Annotated in this window: 18 protein-coding genes; 13 read left to right on the top strand and 5 right to left on the bottom strand. The window is 64.5% G+C overall.

What is annotated here, in order from left to right; genetic code table 11:
- Positions 1–424 precede the first annotated feature (424 nt).
- The 8 genes from tauA (at position 425) to A4R29_RS29190 (ending at position 7,489) form a co-directional block, all read left to right on the top strand.
- On the top strand, positions 425–1,438 hold the full coding sequence (tauA, locus tag A4R29_RS29225; RefSeq protein WP_063173430.1) for a taurine ABC transporter substrate-binding protein: 1,014 nt from the start codon (positions 425–427) through the stop codon (positions 1,436–1,438).
- 159 nt (positions 1,439–1,597) lie between these two features.
- Positions 1,598–2,389 (top strand): taurine ABC transporter ATP-binding protein, encoded by a 792-nt coding sequence (locus tag A4R29_RS29220; RefSeq protein WP_013528707.1) that lies wholly within the window; start codon positions 1,598–1,600, stop codon positions 2,387–2,389.
- A complete protein-coding gene (locus A4R29_RS29215; protein ID WP_063173429.1) occupies positions 2,386–3,246 on the top strand; it encodes an ABC transporter permease subunit in 861 nt (286 codons plus the stop codon). The genes A4R29_RS29220 and A4R29_RS29215 overlap by 4 nt, the downstream gene beginning before the upstream one ends.
- Positions 3,247–3,277: 31 nt before the next feature.
- Complete coding sequence (locus tag A4R29_RS29210; RefSeq protein WP_013528709.1) at positions 3,278–3,463, top strand: hypothetical protein; 186 nt, start codon at positions 3,278–3,280, stop codon at positions 3,461–3,463.
- Between the two features lie 242 nt (positions 3,464–3,705).
- Positions 3,706–4,659 carry a sulfonate ABC transporter substrate-binding protein gene (locus tag A4R29_RS29205; protein ID WP_145923790.1) on the top strand — a complete coding sequence of 318 codons (954 nt, stop codon included), beginning with the start codon at positions 3,706–3,708 and terminating at the stop codon, positions 4,657–4,659.
- Positions 4,660–4,750: 91 nt separating this feature from the next.
- Complete coding sequence (gene ssuD, locus A4R29_RS29200) at positions 4,751–5,914, top strand: FMNH2-dependent alkanesulfonate monooxygenase (protein WP_063173428.1); 1,164 nt, start codon at positions 4,751–4,753, stop codon at positions 5,912–5,914.
- On the top strand, positions 5,911–6,687 hold the full coding sequence (locus tag A4R29_RS29195; protein ID WP_063173427.1) for an ABC transporter permease subunit: 777 nt from the start codon (positions 5,911–5,913) through the stop codon (positions 6,685–6,687). Before ssuD ends, A4R29_RS29195 begins: the two co-directional genes overlap by 4 nt.
- A 10-nt stretch (positions 6,688–6,697) precedes the next feature.
- Positions 6,698–7,489: an ATP-binding cassette domain-containing protein gene (locus tag A4R29_RS29190; RefSeq protein ID WP_063173426.1), complete on the top strand. Its 792-nt coding sequence runs from the start codon at positions 6,698–6,700 to the stop codon at positions 7,487–7,489.
- A 182-nt stretch (positions 7,490–7,671) separates the two neighbouring features.
- Here the strand turns inward: A4R29_RS29190 and A4R29_RS34705 are convergent, their stop codons facing one another.
- Entirely contained in the window at positions 7,672–7,857 is a 186-nt protein-coding gene (locus A4R29_RS34705; RefSeq protein WP_063173425.1) for a hypothetical protein, read from the bottom strand.
- A gap of 309 nt (positions 7,858–8,166) precedes the next feature.
- Here A4R29_RS34705 and A4R29_RS29180 point away from each other — a divergent pair, with 309 nt between their 5' ends.
- From A4R29_RS29180 to A4R29_RS29165, 4 genes are all read left to right on the top strand, one after another.
- Positions 8,167–8,526, top strand: coding sequence for a septal ring lytic transglycosylase RlpA family protein (locus A4R29_RS29180; protein ID WP_013528714.1), 360 nt, complete (start codon positions 8,167–8,169; stop codon positions 8,524–8,526).
- A 230-nt stretch (positions 8,527–8,756) separates the two neighbouring features.
- Positions 8,757–10,034: a polyhydroxyalkanoate depolymerase gene (locus A4R29_RS29175; protein WP_063169608.1), complete on the top strand. Its 1,278-nt coding sequence runs from the start codon at positions 8,757–8,759 to the stop codon at positions 10,032–10,034.
- 234 nt (positions 10,035–10,268) lie between these two features.
- A complete protein-coding gene (locus A4R29_RS29170) occupies positions 10,269–10,886 on the top strand; it encodes a transglutaminase-like cysteine peptidase (RefSeq protein ID WP_063173424.1) in 618 nt (205 codons plus the stop codon).
- Positions 10,887–11,236: 350 nt separating this feature from the next.
- A complete protein-coding gene (locus tag A4R29_RS29165; protein WP_013528718.1) occupies positions 11,237–11,470 on the top strand; it encodes a hypothetical protein in 234 nt (77 codons plus the stop codon).
- An 84-nt stretch (positions 11,471–11,554) separates the two neighbouring features.
- Here the strand turns inward: A4R29_RS29165 and A4R29_RS29160 are convergent, their stop codons facing one another.
- The 4 genes from A4R29_RS29160 to A4R29_RS29145 are packed head-to-tail and all read right to left on the bottom strand — an operon-like array spanning position 11,555 to position 14,305.
- Complete coding sequence (locus tag A4R29_RS29160; RefSeq protein WP_013528719.1) at positions 11,555–11,923, bottom strand: helix-turn-helix domain-containing protein; 369 nt, start codon at positions 11,921–11,923, stop codon at positions 11,555–11,557.
- Between the two features lie 10 nt (positions 11,924–11,933).
- Positions 11,934–12,464 (bottom strand): Smr/MutS family protein, encoded by a 531-nt coding sequence (locus A4R29_RS29155; protein ID WP_024502221.1) that lies wholly within the window; start codon positions 12,462–12,464, stop codon positions 11,934–11,936.
- Positions 12,461–13,576 (bottom strand): murein transglycosylase A, encoded by a 1,116-nt coding sequence (gene mltA, locus A4R29_RS29150; protein ID WP_063173423.1) that lies wholly within the window; start codon positions 13,574–13,576, stop codon positions 12,461–12,463. The genes A4R29_RS29155 and mltA overlap by 4 nt, the downstream gene beginning before the upstream one ends.
- Before the next feature lie 21 nt (positions 13,577–13,597).
- Positions 13,598–14,305: a Tim44/TimA family putative adaptor protein gene (locus A4R29_RS29145; protein WP_027161247.1), complete on the bottom strand. Its 708-nt coding sequence runs from the start codon at positions 14,303–14,305 to the stop codon at positions 13,598–13,600.
- A 217-nt stretch (positions 14,306–14,522) separates the two neighbouring features.
- Between A4R29_RS29145 and A4R29_RS29140 the strand changes: the two genes are divergently transcribed.
- Complete coding sequence (locus A4R29_RS29140) at positions 14,523–15,023, top strand: FxsA family protein (protein WP_013528723.1); 501 nt, start codon at positions 14,523–14,525, stop codon at positions 15,021–15,023.
- The last annotated feature ends 41 nt before the right edge of the window (positions 15,024–15,064 follow it).

Here is a 15,064-nt window from a genome sequence, read left to right as displayed (position 1 = left end):
GATCATCGCGATATGGTGACTGCTCATCGTCGCCTCCAGTCTCAATGTCGATAAGATTACTATACTTACCCTCGAACACGCGGAATGGGTTGTCAAATCGGCGGTTGTTTGAGGCATGAATTTGCCTGGAAGAGGCCGGAAGCGGGAATTCTAGTTCGCGGTGGGCGTAGGCGGAGCCATCACCGCAGTTCAGGAGGTTAAAGGTCGATGGGACAGAGGGGGGCGCTGGCCCGCCGGCGTCGAAAGGCCTGCCCTGTGGCGACACTCTGCCTCACCGCAACCACCCTATCCGCCTCACCACCTCACCATCGACAGCTTTTTTCTAACAAGCCCGCCTTGGTTGGAAGGATTTAACTCTACAAGAACCATAGAATTAGCTGACTATTATGAAGCATTCCGGTTTTTCTCTTTTCAGGAGCCCTTCATGTCCATCATTTCGCGACGCATTGTTCTCCTCTCATCAGCGGCACTTGCCGGCGCGGCCTTCCTCGGCCCGGCCCTGGCCGACGACCTCAAGATCACCATCGGCTACCAGACGGTGGTCGAACCCTCGAAAGTGCCGCAGGCCGACGGCGCCTATGAAAAGGCGATGAAGGCCACCATTGATTGGCGCAAATTCGATTCCGGCGCCGATGTCATCGCCGCGGTCGCTTCCGGTTCGGTCGATATCGGCTATGTCGGCTCGAGTCCGCTGGCGGCGGCGGCGAGCCGCGAATTGCCGATCCAGACCATCTTCATCGTCGGCCTGATCGGCGAATCCGAGGCGCTGGTGGCACGCAACGGCGCCGGCATCGAGAAAATAGCCGACCTCGCCGGCAGGAAGGTCGCCGTGCCGTTCGTCTCGACGACGCATTACAGCCTGCTCGCGGCACTGAAGCATGAGGGCGTCGATCCGAAGTCGGTCGAGATCCTCAATCTCAGGCCTCCGGAAATCGCCGCCGCCTTTTCGCGCGGCGACATCGACGCCGCTTATGTCTGGGATCCGGCGCTCGGCCAGATCAAGACGACGGGCAAGGTGGTGGTGGATTCCTCGCAGGTCGCCGCCTGGGGCGCGCCGACTTTCGACGCCTGGATCGTGCGCACCGACTTCGCCGAAAAGAACCCGGAAGCGGTGCGCGACTTCGTCAAGGTGACGGGCGCGGCATATGCCGAGTTCCTCGCCAAGCCCGAAGCCTGGTCGGTATCGTCGCCGCAGGCGGCCGCGATCGCCAAACTCACCGGCGCCAAGCTGGAAGAAGTGCCGCAGCTGCTCAAGGGCTATGTCTTCCCGACGCTGGAAGAGCAGGCCTCCGACAAATTCCTCGGCGGCGGCACGGTCAAGGCGGTCGAAGCGACATCCACCTTCCTCAAGGAGCAAGGCAAGATCGACGCCGTGCTTCCCGACTATTCGAAATACGTATCGTCGAAATACGTCACCGAGGCGCTCGCCTCGAACTAGTACTCGCTTAACGCAATTCCGGACGGAAAACCGCTTCACACTTTTCCTGGAATTGCTCTGAACGCGCGCGGATCTTTTTCCCTAACGCCGCGTGCTGACTGCCCCGGAACCGCTGACGAGGGCCGGGGCAGTCGGATTTCAACGAACCGCGAGGCATCCATGCCGCATCTCGTGCTCGACCCGCATCTCGTACTGGACAAGGTCTCGATCCACTATGACGGCCAGGCAGCGCCTGCCGTCGAGCGGGTGTCGATCGATGTCGCCAAGGGCGATTTCGTCGTGCTGGTCGGCCGTTCCGGCTGCGGCAAGACCTCGCTGCTCAACGTCGCCGCCGGCCTTGTCGCGCCGGCGCGCGGTACGGCTTCAATCAACGGCAAACCGATCACAGCCCCTGGCTCGGACCGGGCGGTGGTGTTCCAGAACGATGCTTTGTTCCCATGGCTGACGGCGCGCGAAAACGTTGCCTTCGCGCTCAGGCTGCGCGGTGTCGCTCCGGCCGAGCGGGCGCGGCGCGCCGATGAGTTGCTGGCGCTGGTGAAGCTCGCCGACGCCGGCGACAAGTGCATCTGGGAGCTTTCCGGCGGTATGCGCCAGCGTGTCGGCCTGGCTCGGGCGCTCGCCGCCGAACCCGAATTCCTGCTGCTCGACGAACCGCTCGGCGCGCTCGATGCGCTGACGCGCGAGCGCATGCAGACGACGCTGCTCGATCTGTGGACGGCAAGCGATGTCGGCGTGCTGATGGTGACGCATGGCATCGAGGAGGCGCTGGTGCTGGCCACCCGCATCGTCGTGCTGGCGCCTGGCCCGGGCCGCGTGGTGCAAACTTTCGAACCCGGCTTCTCCAGGCGCTACGCATCGGGCGAGGCCATCCGCACCATCAAGGCCGACCCGGCCTTCGCCGCGGCGCGCGGCGAACTAACCGACGCGATCTTCGAAGGAGAGGCGGCATGACCGTTACCTCCTACACCGAGCGGCCGGGACACAAGGTCGACGAGGCCGACGGCCTGTCGGTGCCGTGGTCGCGGTCCAGCCCGAAACGCAAAGGCGTTTCCGCGCGCGCGGTCAGCGTGATGACCATGCTGGTGGTGCTGGCGCTGTGGGCGCTGTCGGCCCGCCTGCAACTGGTGTCGCCAGTGTTCCTGCCCTCGCCGGTTGCGGTGTGGAACAAGTTCATCACCGTCGCCCGCGACGGCTTCGTCGATGCGACGCTGCTGCAGCATGCGATCGCCAGCCTGGGCCGGGTTTTCGCCGCGCTGGTCGCCGCCATCCTCGTCGGCGTGCCGGTTGGGCTCGCCATCGGCATCAGCACGATCGGGCGCGGCATCTTCGATCCGCTGCTTGAGTTCCTGCGGCCGATCCCGCCGCTCGCCTACCTGCCGCTGGTCGTCATCTGGTTCGGCATCGGCGAACCGTCGAAGATCCTGGTGATCACTATTTCCATGCTGGCGCCGGTGGCATTGTCGACCGCGTCCGGCGTTCGCGGCGTTTCGCAGGAACGCATCAATGCGGCGCGCTCACTGGGTGCTACTCAGCGCCAAGTGGTCCGCCATGTGATCCTGCCGAGCGCACTGCCGGCGATCCTGACCGGCCTGCGCATCGCGCTCGGCGCCGGCTGGTCGACGCTGGTCGCCGCCGAACTGGTGGCGGCGACGCGCGGGCTTGGTTTCATGATCCAGTCGGCCGCCCAGTTCCTCGTCACCGACGTGGTGGTGATGGGCATATTGGTGATCGCGGCCATTGCCTTCGTGCTGGAATTCACCCTCCGCAGGATCGAGCGCGTGCTCGTCCCGTGGGCGGGACGCGAATGATTGGGAACCAGAAGAGCAGGAGAGAATGCCGATGACCCATTCCACCGCCGTGCTGTTCGCCCAAGCCGGCAATTGGCTTCTCGCCTGGACCAGGGAAAGCCAGCCGCTTGAACAGCAACCGAAATCGCCAACGCCGGTCCGCTGGGACGCCGAGCGCGACCGCCTGCCGCCACGCGACGAGAGTTTTTACTGGGCCTGGCAGTACTGGTCGCAATGAGGGGATTGGCGATTGGCACTAGCCCCCGCGTCTTCGTCATCCTAGGGCGGAGCAAGGAGCGAAGCGACGCAGCGCAGACCCCAGGATGGCGAATTCCAGGTAGCCAAAGAAGATAATTCCCATTCTCCCCTCTAACTCGCAAAATCATTCCTCTACTAAATTTATAGAATTACCTAGCCTCATCCATCTTCCAACCGGCGAGGCCATTTCCGGCGCCGATCCGCAGCGAAGGAGAGGGATCAATGTTCAATCTAACGAGACGTGTTTTCGGCATCGGCCTGCTGGCAGCGACGGTTGCCGTGTCGTTCGGCGCCACGGCGCAGGAGCTGAAGCAGTTCAGCATCGGCTATCAGAAGACCGGCCTGCCGGTGATCGCCAGGCAGCAGCAGGTGATCGAGAAGGCACTTGAAGACAAGGGCGTGACGGTCAAGTGGGTCGAGTTCACCGCCGGTCCGCCGCTGGTCGAGGCGCTCAATGTCGGCGCCATCGATGTCGGCTGGACCGGCGACGCGCCGCCGATCTTCGGCCAGTCGGCCGGTGCCAACCTCGTCTATGCCGCAGCGCTGCCGTCGAATGGCGAGGGCGAGGCGATCTTCGTCAAGCCGGCGTCGCCGATCCAGTCGGTCGCCGATCTCAAGGGCAAGCGCGTCGGTGTCGGCAAGGGCACCAGCGCGCACAATCTGCTCGTCGCCGCGCTGGAGAAGGCCGGCATCCCGTTCGACCAGATCACGCCGGTCTATCTCAGCCCGGCGGATGCGGCCGCAGCCTTTGCCAGCGACCAGATCGATGCCTGGACCGTCTGGGATCCGTTCTTCGCCATCGCCGAAACCCGCTACCAGCCGCGTGTGCTGGCCCGCTCCAGCGAGGTGCTGAAGGTCAACACCTATTTCCTCGCCAACAAGGACTTCGCCAAGGCGCATCCCGAAACCGTCACCACGACGATATCAGCCTTGGGCGAGGCGGCGAAATGGGCCGACCAGAACCGCGACAAGGTGGCCGCGGCGCTGCATGAGGTGACCGGCGTGCCGCTCGACGCGCAGATCATCGCCGCCAACCGCACCAAATTCGGCGTCTTCCCGATCACCGACGAGATCATCGCCGGCCAGCAGGCGACCGCAGACCGCTTCTTCAAGCTCGGGCTGATCCCGAACGCGGTCCGCATCTCCGACGCGGTGTGGACGGCACCCGGCAACTGACTTGTCCCCTGACGGCGCCGGATGAGAACGCCCGGCGCGATTTGCGTTCGCACCCATATCTCCAGGAGATCCGCCCGTGACTGTGCCAGACATGACCGCGCCTGCCAGCACCGCACCGCTCGATTTCTTCTGGTTCATCCCGACGCATGGCGACGGCTCCTATCTCGGTTCCGAGGAGCAGCAGCGGCCGCCCGAATTCGGCTACTTCAAGGAGATCGCGCAGGCGGTCGACCGGCTCGGCTTTCCCGGCGTGCTGTTGCCGACCGGCCAGAATTGCGAGGATTCCTGGATCACCGCGACGGGCCTCGCGACACTCACCGAAAAACTGAAGTTCCTGGTCGCGCTGCGGCCGGGCGTGACGCTGCCGACTTTCGCCGCACGCCAGACCGCCGCCCTCGATCGCTTGAGCAATGGCCGCCTGCTGCTCAATGTCGTGGTCGGCGGCAACCCGACCGAGCTCGCCGGCGACGGCGTCTTCCTGCCGCATGACGAGCGCTATGCCCAGGCGCATGAATTCCTGACCATCTGGCGCGGCCTGGTGTCCGGCGAGCGGGTCAATTTCAACGGCAAATATTACCGCGTCGAAAATGGCCGCCTCGACCTTCTGCCGCACCAGGAACGGCCGCCGCTCTATTTCGGCGGATCGTCGGATGCGGGCCAGGACCTCGCCGCGGACCTCGTCGACATGTATCTGACCTGGGGCGAACCGCCGGCGCAGGTCGCCGAGAAGCTGGCCGCGGCGCGCGCAAAGGCGGCGCTGCGCGGCAGAAAACTGCGCTTCGGCATCCGGCTGCATTTCATCGTGCGCGAGACCGAGGACGAAGCCTGGCGCGCCGCCGACCGGCTGATCAGCCATGTCACCGACGCCCAGATCGAAAACGCGCAGGCGCGCTTCCTCAACCAGATGGATTCGGTCGGCCAGCGCCGCATGGCGGAGCTACATGGCGGCCGCCGTGACAGGCTGGTGGTGTCGCCCAATCTGTGGGCCGGCGTCGGGCTGGTGCGCGGCGGCGCCGGCACGGCGCTGGTCGGCACGCCGGAACAGATCGCCGGGCGCATCCGCGAATACCAGGCGATCGGCATCGATACCATCATCGGCTCGGGCTATCCGCATCTCGAGGAGGCCTACCGCGTCGCCGAGCTTCTGTTTCCGAAACTCGGGCTCGGCACCAGGCGGCAGCGGGCGCATGAGAACATCGCCAACGAATTCTCGGTCGGCTTCCATGGCGCCAACCGCCTGCAGGCTTCGTCATGAGCTTTTCCACGCGCCTGCATAGCAACGCCACCGGCTGGCTGCTGCCGGCGCTGGTGATTGCCGGCTGGGAGATTGCCAGCCGCGCCGGCTTCATGCCGGCCAACGTGCTGCCGGCGCCCAGCGCGGTCGCCGAGGCCTTCTGGCGGCTGACGTTGTCGGGCGAACTGATCCGCAACATCGGCGTCTCGACCGCGCGCGCCCTTGCCGGCTTTGCCGTCGGTGGCTCGATCGGTTTTGCGCTTGGCCTTGCCAACGGGCTGTCGACGCTCAGCCGCGGCCTGACCGACACGACGCTGCAGATGATCCGCAACATTCCGCATCTGGCGCTGATCCCGCTGGTCATCCTGTGGTTCGGCATCGACGAGGAAGCCAAGCTGTTCCTGGTGGCGCTCGGCGTGTTCTTTCCGATCTACGTCAACACGCTGCTCGGCATCCAGAGCGTCGACCCACAGCTGGTCGAGATGGGCCGCGTCTACGGCATGGACCGGCGCGCCCTGTTCTTCCGCGTCATCCTGCCCGGCGCGCTGCCGGCGATCTTCGTCGGCCTGCGCTATGCCCTGGGCATCATGTGGCTGACGCTGATCGTCGCCGAAACCATCTCGGCCAGTTCGGGCCTCGGCTACATGGCCATGCAGGCGCGCGAATTCCTGCTGATCGATGTCGTCGTGCTGTCGATCCTGATCTATGCGCTGCTCGGCAAGCTCGCCGACAGCCTCGCCCGCCTGCTCGAGCGGCTGTCGCTCGGCTGGCATCCGGCCTTCCAGAACGGATGAGAGATTGCCCATGACCGCCGCCAGCCTGACCGCAGCCCGTTCCTTCGTCGCCACGCCGGTGCGGCCGATCGGCTCCGTCGAAGGACAGCGGGCCTTTGCCTTCAGGCATGCCGGCAAGCGCTTCGGCGACAAGACCGTGCTCGACGGCATCGACCTGGACGTGCCGGCCGGGCAGTTCCTTGCCGTCATCGGCAAGAGCGGCTGCGGCAAGAGCACGCTGTTGCGGCTTCTGGCCGGGCTCGACCGGCCGACATCGGGATCGCTGTCCTTCGGCGTCGAAGAGGAAGGACACAGCCGCACGCGCTTCATGTTCCAGGAGCCACGGCTCCTGCCCTGGGCCAGCGTGGTGGAAAACGTCGAGGTCGGGCTGACCGGCATCGCCACCGGTAGCGAAGCGAGGCACCGCGCGCTCGACATCCTCGGCGAGGTCGGGCTTGCCGACCGGGCCGACGAATGGCCTTCGGTGCTGTCCGGAGGTCAGAAGCAGCGCGTGGCGCTGGCCCGCGCGCTGGTCGGCCACCCGCAGATCCTGGCTCTCGACGAGCCGCTCGGCGCACTCGACGCCCTGACCCGCATCGAGATGCAGCAGCTTCTGGAACGCATCTGGATCGCGCAGAAGTTCACGGCCGTGCTGGTCACGCATGATGTCGCCGAAGCGGTCGCGCTCGCCGACCGGGTCGTGGTGATCAGCGAAGGCCGGGTCGCGCTCGATCTGGATGTGCCCGTGGAACGGCCGCGCCGGCGCGGTTCGGTGGAGCTGGCCCGGCTGGAGGGCAAGATTCTGGATCGGCTATTCGGGTAGGGCCGGGGGCAGGGCCCTCGAGGACCGCCTTCCCCCACTCCGTCGCTGCTTCGCAGCGTCACCTCTTCCCCCGGAGGGAGAGGAAGGAGCCAAGGTCGGCGAGCTCGCGCTTTTCCTCTCCCCCGTCGATCGGGGGAGAGGTGGCCCGAAGGGCCGGAGTGGGGGTCGACCTTTCATCAAGCTCACCCGCTTGACCGGTTCGCCCACCCCAACCCGATCAGCCCGACCAGCATGGTGACGACGCCGATATAGAGCCATTGCGACTGGCCGGTCATGAAGCTGCCGCCGACAACGCCGATGCCTTGCAGCGACCACAGCGCGCCGACGGCAAGCACAATCAACGCCAGCAGATTTTTGGTCAGCCTCATTGCCGGATCTCCCTTTTGAAGTCGATTGGTTGCAGCATCGGGACCGCGATAAAAGAGCCAAAGGAAGTGGCCCGGCCGCGCCGAGCTCTACTTGGATATTAATGTTCGATCTTGTCAAACGGATGCCCGATAGCAACACAAAGATCATCGTTGATTGATCATCGCGTGCCGGAAAATCCCTGACAGACTGTTACCCAGCGACTCCAAACGTGTGCCATTGCCACGGAACCGCCAGATCACTGCCGCATTTCCCGCCTTATTTGGCACCTAACGGCTGGGGTCTGTCAAAAACGGAGCCATCCCCCAAATATGAAGAACCCAAAACAGACCGCGATTGTCGCGGTAACGATCGCTGCTGGCCTGATGGTCGGCGCTTCTTCGGCGACCGCCGCCGCCCAGTGCGGCCGCGCCTCCTGGTACGCCCTGCACTCCAGAACCGCCTCGGGCGAGCGCATGAACCCGTCGGCGATGACCGCCGCGCATCGCACCTTGCCTTTCGGCACCAAGCTCAGGGTGACCAACAAGAACAATGGCCGCAGCGTCGTCGTGCGCATCAACGATCGCGGTCCGTTCATCAAGGGACGCGTGCTCGACCTGTCGAAGGGCGCGGCCGGCCAGCTCGGCTTCATCGGCTCCGGCCACACTTCCGTGTGCATGGCGCGCGTCTAGAGCTTCCTGTGTCCGGCAAGGGCCGGACACACTACCTACACATTTCGCAGCCGCACACTGAGCCGGCTGGCGCCGTTCGGCCCGATTTCCATGGCCTTGAACCAAAGAAGCATTGGTCACGCAGCGTGACGTATTGCATCGCAGCAATTAGTTGTTAACTTCCCCGCGAGACATTTAGGCTCGGCGCTGCTCGTCGTCCCTTCGGTCGCAGGCAGCAGCGGGGTTTCTCGATGTTCTACCAGCTCTATGAGATGAACCACGCCGCCCTGCAGCCGGCGCGCCTCTATGCCGACGCGGTGCGGATGTTCTACTCCAATCCGCTCAATCCGTTTTCCCACACGCAATGGGGCCGTTCGATCGCGGCGACGGCCGAACTGTTCGAGCGCACCACGCGCCGCTACGGCAAGCCGGCCTTCGGCCTGAGCAAGACCGTGGTCGACTGGAAGAGCGTCGAGGTCGCCGAGAAGACCGTCTGGTCGAAGCCGTTCTGCAATCTCGTGCGCTTCGAGCGCGCTGTCCCCGCCGGGCGCAAGCCCGATCCGAAGCTTCTGATCGTGGCGCCGATGTCTGGCCATTATGCGACGCTGCTGCGCGGCACGGTGGAAGCGATGCTGCCCTATGCCGACGTGCACATCACCGACTGGGTCGATGCCCGCATGGTGCCGCTTGCCGACGGCCAATTCGATCTCGACGACTACATCGACTATGTCATCGACATGCTGCACACGCTGGGGCCGGACACGCATGTGATGGCGGTGTGCCAGCCTTCCGTGCCGGTGCTGGCCGCCGTGGCGCTGATGGAATCCAAGGGCGACCCGTTCGTGCCCTCGACGATGACCTTGATGGGCGGGCCTATCGACACGCGCAGCAACCCGACCGCGGTCAATCTGCTGGCGCAGGAAAAAGGCATCGACTGGTTCCGCGACAATGTCGTGATGCATGCGCCGTGGCCGGTGCCAGGCTTCGGCCGCGAGGTCTATCCAGGCTTCCTGCAGCTGTCCGGCTTCATGAGCATGAATCTCGATCGCCACATCATCGCCCACAAGGACTTCTTCATGCATCTGGTGAAGCATGATGGCGACAATGCCGAGAAGCACCGCGATTTCTACGACGAGTATCTGGCGGTCATGGACCTGACGGCCGAATTCTACCTGCAGACCGTCGACACCGTCTTCGTGCGGCAGGCCTTGCCAAAGGGCGAGATGACGCATCGCGGCACCAGGATCGATCCGTCGGCGATCCGCAACGTCGCGCTGTTCACGGTCGAAGGCGAGAACGACGACATATCAGGCCTTGGCCAGACCAAGGCGGCGCATGATCTTTGCCCCAATATCCCGGCTGAGCGGCACGCCCACTACATGCAGCCGGCGGTCGGCCATTACGGCGTGTTCAACGGTTCTCGCTTCCGCTCCGAAATCGTGCCGCGCATCGTCGACTTTATCACCAGCTACGGCCGCCAGGAGCGTGTCGCGGCGAAGCCGAAGCTGGTCCGCGCCGCCAAGAGATAATGCACGTCGTCCAAAATTGCGGGTTTTGGGACGATGATTTGCATAAAACCAAGCTTAACGGCGACAAGCCATGCGATTGACCGGTAAAAGCCGGCTGGCTGGCTGGTTCTGTTGCACAAGTGCCGCTGTCCAGCCCCTCGGGTAACCATGCCGACAATCCGACCGTCGTCGTAATTGACACGGACTGTAAATCCCCCTTAACCTTTCGTTAATAACAAAGGGTGAGCGGGGACAATGATTTCCTCATCGATGGCGCGACGGCTGCGCGTGTATGTGGCGGCCGGGCTGGCAATGACGGCGGGCTGGGTGGCACCGGCCTTGGCGGGTGGAGCGATGGCGACCGGGGGGCTCACCTCGCAGCCGATCGGCCACTATGATTTCTGCAAGCTGCATCCGGGCGAGTGCTCGATCCGCCCGGCCAATCTGGCGCCGGCTCCGATGACCGACGCGCTGATGCGCAAGCTTCTCAATGTCACCGCCAGGGTCAACGCCGCCGTCAAGCCGATGAGCGACATGGACATCTACGGCAAGGACGAGGTCTGGGCCTATCCCGACAAGGGCGTCGGCGATTGCGAGGACTATGTGCTGGAAAAGCGGCGCCAGCTTTCGCGCATGAGCATCTCGCTTGCCGATCTTCTGATCACTGTCGTGCGCAAGCCCGACGGCGAGGGCCACGCCGTGCTGACGGTGCGCACCGACGACGGCGACTATGTGCTCGACAATCTGACCGACAAGGTCAAGCCATGGGACGCGACCGGCTACCGCTTCCTCAAGCGGCAGGCGATCGACAACACCGGCCGCTGGGTCTCGATCCGCGGTGGCCAGCAAGTTCTGGTCGGCGCGGTTCAGTAGGCACCGGCAACGGCGGCTTCCCTAGGGGCGGCATCCAACGCTTCGTCATCACAGGGCTGAGCAGGAGCGAAGCTCCGTCGCGAAGACCCCGGGATCCATGCCGTGATGCCGATGAAGAACGCTGCGGCGCAGGAACAGGCGCCTGCAATCGTCATACCGTCATCACCAGATCTTTTGCCCCGTCGCGACGCTCGCAACTCGCGGCATGGATCCTCGGGTCTGCGCGTCCGCTCCGCCCGTGGATGACGAAATCGATGGGCCCTCCGCCAGAATTCGCATTTCTCCGTGAACCATTTCGCTCCGGCCAGCGACACACAGCCGTGAACCGAAACCAACCATGGAGACTTCAGATGACTGCTTTTCTGCGAAACACCCTTCTTGCCGCTATCGCGGTGTCGAGCATGGCCGGATCCGCCATGGCCGATCAGACCACCAGCTGTGCCAAAACCAACCTCAACGACCTCTGGGCCGGCCGCTGTTGCGGTGATGCCGGGGCGTCGGACTGCCTGGGCGGCGGAAACAATGGCCACGACCACGGCGACCATGGCCGGGGTGGAAATGGCGGCACCGCCGGCAAGAAATGATCTCACCACTTTGCCCGCCGGCGGGCCGCCGGCGGGCAGTGTCCTCGTGAGGCAGGCGAACTTGTACCGGCGCGGACCGTCAGGCTACGGCCGCTGGTTCAACGCCGCGCGGATCGATGCGGTGATGCGGCGAAGCTCGGTTTCGTCGAGTTTCTCGATGTTTTCCGCCAGCAGATTGGCGAGCTCGGTGGCGGCGGGGGAAAGACCCGACGTGTCGAGTTTTACACGCGGGTGCGAGGCCTCGGCCAGCCGCGCCAGTTCCTCGGCATCGTCCCAGATGATGTTGAAATAGCCGATGATCTTCTGGATCAGCGTCCAGGTCGGGGCGCCGCGCCTGCCATGTTCGAGCGCCGACAGATAGGCGGCGCTGACGCCGATCGCCGCCGCCATGTCCTTCTGGCGGACACCGCGTTCGCTTCTCAGCGTCCGCAGCTTCTCGCCGAACGGAGTCATGCCCCCGTCCTCATGAACGGACCCGCCGCAGGCGGATATAGAGCGCACCCGAACCGCCATGATTGCGGGCGGCATGGTCGTGGCTGGAGACGAGCGGCCGGAAGGCAGGCGTCGACAGCCAGGCCGGCACGGCGCGCCGCAACACGCCATCGCCGCCGGAGGACGAGCCCTTGCCGGTGATGACCAGGACATAGCGGACGCCGCCGGCATGCGCCCGGTGCAGGAACGAGAACAGCAGCGAGTAGGCCTCGTCCTGCGTCATGCCGTGCAGATCGACGCGGCCCTCGATCGGCAGCCGGCCCTTCGACAATTTGTCCAGCGTCGGTTCGTCGAGGCGGTGCGTGACATGCTGCGCCTTCGGCTTCGCGGTCCCTGCGACATTGGCGACGGGCTGGGCGGGCTGCGACTGGCTTGGCTTGGCCTCGGCAGGAATTTCGGGGATATCGACGGCAAATTTCCCCTTCAGCGGCTTGGCCGTGCGCGCCACCAGGTTCCACAGAACCCGGTCGTCCTCGCTGAGCTTGTCCGGGCGTCGGGTCATCGGACCGCACCCGCAATGAGCGCGCGCGGCACCAGTGCATAAAAATCCGCGGCATTGCGGACCACGCCGGCGATCTCGCCCGCGGCATCGCCCGAACCGGCGAACAGGTCGCCCCGCGCCGGCCCGGTGATGGCGGAGCCAGTGTCCTGCGCGATCATCAGGCGGCGGAATGGTTTTGCGTCGAAGGCGGCGAGCGTCGGCGCGTCGATGTAAAAGGGCGTGCCGAATGTGTGCAGCAGGCGGTCGACGGCGATCGAGCGGCCCGGCGTCAGCGGCACCTTGGCGGCGGCGATCGGACCAAGGGCAACGTCCTCGACATCGGCGTGGCGGAAGAAGATGTAGGAGCGGTTCTGCCACAGGATCTCGTCGACGCGGTCCGGATGCGCCTTGAACCAGGCGCGGATCGATTGCATCGTCACTTCCGCCAGCGGGATCTCGCCAATCTCGCTCAGGACCTTGCCGGGTCCGGTGAAGCGCTGGCCGGATTTGGCGGCATAGGTGACGCGGGCAAGCCGGCCGTCGGTCATGGCGAGGCGTGCGGCACCTTGCACGTGAATGAAGAAGGCATCGACCTTGTCGGCCAACCAGGCGATTTCCAGGCCCTTGCCATCAAGCGCGCCGCGCTCGATCTCGCCACGGTCATGATATTCGACCGGCCCGTTCGGCGTCTGGCGCGCGAAAGCGAGATAGGGGTCCAGGCCCGGCGGCCGGTTTGCGTCATCGATATCGACGAGATCGGCCGGGCGCGACAGCAGCGGCACCGAAAACCGGTCCGTGCGCACCGGTGACGCCTCGACCTGCGGTTCATAGAAACCGGTGACGAGCCCATTTTCGGCAGGGATAAGCGCCGGCACAAAATGGCGCTCGAAGAAGGCGCGGGCCTCCCCGCGGGTCAAAACCGGCGACCGATTCGCCGGCGAAACGGTCCGGGCCTCGGCGTAGGCATCCGCAAAGGCGTCGAAGTCGACGCCGAGCGCGCCGCTGCGATAGGGTTTGGTCAGGACATGGAAGGCCGAGCGCCGAAAGGCGGCGAAGGCCGCCGAATGGTCGTCATCGTTCCAGCCGGGCAGATCGCCGAAGGCTTTCTCGACAAAAAGAGGCGATAGCGACACCGGAGCCTCGCCGCGTATTCCCTAGTCTTCTTCCTCGGTGGCGACGAGCTTCCAGTTCGGATCGCGCGAGCGCGTGTCACGGGCGAAGGTCCAGACATCCTTGACCTCGGCCACGGTTTCCGGGTCGCCGTCGATGACGGCACCGGCCTTGTCGCGGGTCGCCGAAATCAGCTCGCTGATGATGCGCAGCGTGACATGCGCCTCGCCGCCCTTCATCTCGGCCGAGACGATATCGGCCTTGTCGATGCCGACGAAGGAGGACTGGATCTTTTCCGCCTTGGCCTCGCGCTCGCCGATGGCGGCGACAAAACCGTCATAGACCTCGCGCGACAAGAGGTTCTTCAGCGTTTTGCGATCGCCGTCGGCATAGGCCATGACGATCATCTCGTAAGCCATCTTGGCGCCGTCGACGAAACCCTTCGGCTCGAAGGACGGATCATTGTCCTTGATCGTGCGCAGGCCCTTGTTGAGGTCGGTATCGGGCTTGGCGAAAGCGTCGATCGCGGCATAGGCGTCGGGAGCCGGCTCGCCTGGCGGACGCTTGCGCGGCAGCGAGACGACGTTTTCGGATTTCTGGGCGGCATCCTTGTCGCTGGTGCGAGCCGCCGAATAGGGATCGAAGGGCGGCCGTTCGCTGCCGGTGCGGCGGCCCAGCACATTGCGCAGCTGGAAAAAGATGACCACCGCCGCAATCAGGAAGAAAATCGTGCCGAAGTCGAAGAATCCCATATCTTCCGCCAATCAATCCCTGCCCTGTGGCCGGACCGTCCGGCCTAACGGCCGCGGTCGCATAGCGTTCAACATTCAAAGCATATAGAACGCAAGGCGCAATCATTCAAATCAAAGGCAGGCATACCTATCTAACAGCCTCGGTGCCAGCGGCGATTGCCAGTTGGCGGCCAAAACAATCAAAACGGTCATAACGATCGAAAAAGGTTGGCAAGACTTGCGCGTTTCGTTGCTTCCCTTCTTTCTCCTTGCACTGCCGCTGCTGGAAATTGCCGGTTTCGTCATCGTCGGCCGCGAGGTCGGCGCGCTGGCGACGGTAGGCCTCGTGCTGGCCTCGAGCATCGCCGGCGTGCTTTTGCTCCGATACCAGGGTTTTGGTGTCATGGCCCGCATCCGCAACGAGATGGCCGCCGGCCAGAACCCCAGCCGCCACCTTGCGCACGGCGCCATGATCGTGGTTGCGGCAATCCTCCTGATCATCCCCGGCTTCATCACCGACATTATCGGCCTGCTGCTGTTCCTGCCGCCGTTGCGCGACTTTGCCTGGAGCCGGTTCAAGGGCCGCATTGTCGTCGCCACCGATTTCTCGACCGGCGGTTTTCGTGGCCGCCAGCGCGACAGAGTCATCGACCTCGAAGACGGCGACTATTCGCGCGAGGACGATCTGAAGCGCGGCCCGGATCACAACTCGCCGTGGCGCCGCCTGAAGGACGATTAACGCGCCGTCCCATCTCCATGCCGCAGCCGGGAAGCAAGGCG

Origin of the sequence: Mesorhizobium ciceri biovar biserrulae (assembly GCF_001618845.1) — a bacterium.
In the GTDB taxonomy this organism is placed as follows: Bacteria; Pseudomonadota; Alphaproteobacteria; order Rhizobiales; family Rhizobiaceae; genus Mesorhizobium; species Mesorhizobium ciceri.
The sequence above is the reverse complement of the archived record's forward strand: the minus strand, read 5'-3'. Positions and strand labels throughout refer to the sequence as shown.

What these genes read in the sequence shown, in the direction of transcription:
- tauA (WP_063173430.1), top strand. Translation starts at nt 425, where the DNA reads ATGTCCATCATTTCGCGACGCATTGTTCTCCTCTCATCAGCGGCACTT.
- A4R29_RS29220 (WP_013528707.1), top strand. Translation starts at nt 1,598, where the DNA reads ATGCCGCATCTCGTGCTCGACCCGCATCTCGTACTGGACAAGGTCTCG.
- A4R29_RS29215 (WP_063173429.1), top strand. Translation starts at nt 2,386, where the DNA reads ATGACCGTTACCTCCTACACCGAGCGGCCGGGACACAAGGTCGACGAG.
- A4R29_RS29210 (WP_013528709.1), top strand. Translation starts at nt 3,278, where the DNA reads ATGACCCATTCCACCGCCGTGCTGTTCGCCCAAGCCGGCAATTGGCTT.
- A4R29_RS29205 (WP_145923790.1), top strand. Translation starts at nt 3,706, where the DNA reads ATGTTCAATCTAACGAGACGTGTTTTCGGCATCGGCCTGCTGGCAGCG.
- ssuD (WP_063173428.1), top strand. Translation starts at nt 4,751, where the DNA reads ATGACCGCGCCTGCCAGCACCGCACCGCTCGATTTCTTCTGGTTCATC.
- A4R29_RS29195 (WP_063173427.1), top strand. Translation starts at nt 5,911, where the DNA reads ATGAGCTTTTCCACGCGCCTGCATAGCAACGCCACCGGCTGGCTGCTG.
- A4R29_RS29190 (WP_063173426.1), top strand. Translation starts at nt 6,698, where the DNA reads ATGACCGCCGCCAGCCTGACCGCAGCCCGTTCCTTCGTCGCCACGCCG.
- A4R29_RS34705 (WP_063173425.1), bottom strand. Translation starts at nt 7,857, where the DNA reads ATGAGGCTGACCAAAAATCTGCTGGCGTTGATTGTGCTTGCCGTCGGC.
- A4R29_RS29180 (WP_013528714.1), top strand. Translation starts at nt 8,167, where the DNA reads ATGAAGAACCCAAAACAGACCGCGATTGTCGCGGTAACGATCGCTGCT.
- A4R29_RS29175 (WP_063169608.1), top strand. Translation starts at nt 8,757, where the DNA reads ATGTTCTACCAGCTCTATGAGATGAACCACGCCGCCCTGCAGCCGGCG.
- A4R29_RS29170 (WP_063173424.1), top strand. Translation starts at nt 10,269, where the DNA reads ATGATTTCCTCATCGATGGCGCGACGGCTGCGCGTGTATGTGGCGGCC.
- A4R29_RS29165 (WP_013528718.1), top strand. Translation starts at nt 11,237, where the DNA reads ATGACTGCTTTTCTGCGAAACACCCTTCTTGCCGCTATCGCGGTGTCG.
- A4R29_RS29160 (WP_013528719.1), bottom strand. Translation starts at nt 11,923, where the DNA reads ATGACTCCGTTCGGCGAGAAGCTGCGGACGCTGAGAAGCGAACGCGGT.
- A4R29_RS29155 (WP_024502221.1), bottom strand. Translation starts at nt 12,464, where the DNA reads ATGACCCGACGCCCGGACAAGCTCAGCGAGGACGACCGGGTTCTGTGG.
- A4R29_RS29145 (WP_027161247.1), bottom strand. Translation starts at nt 14,305, where the DNA reads ATGGGATTCTTCGACTTCGGCACGATTTTCTTCCTGATTGCGGCGGTG.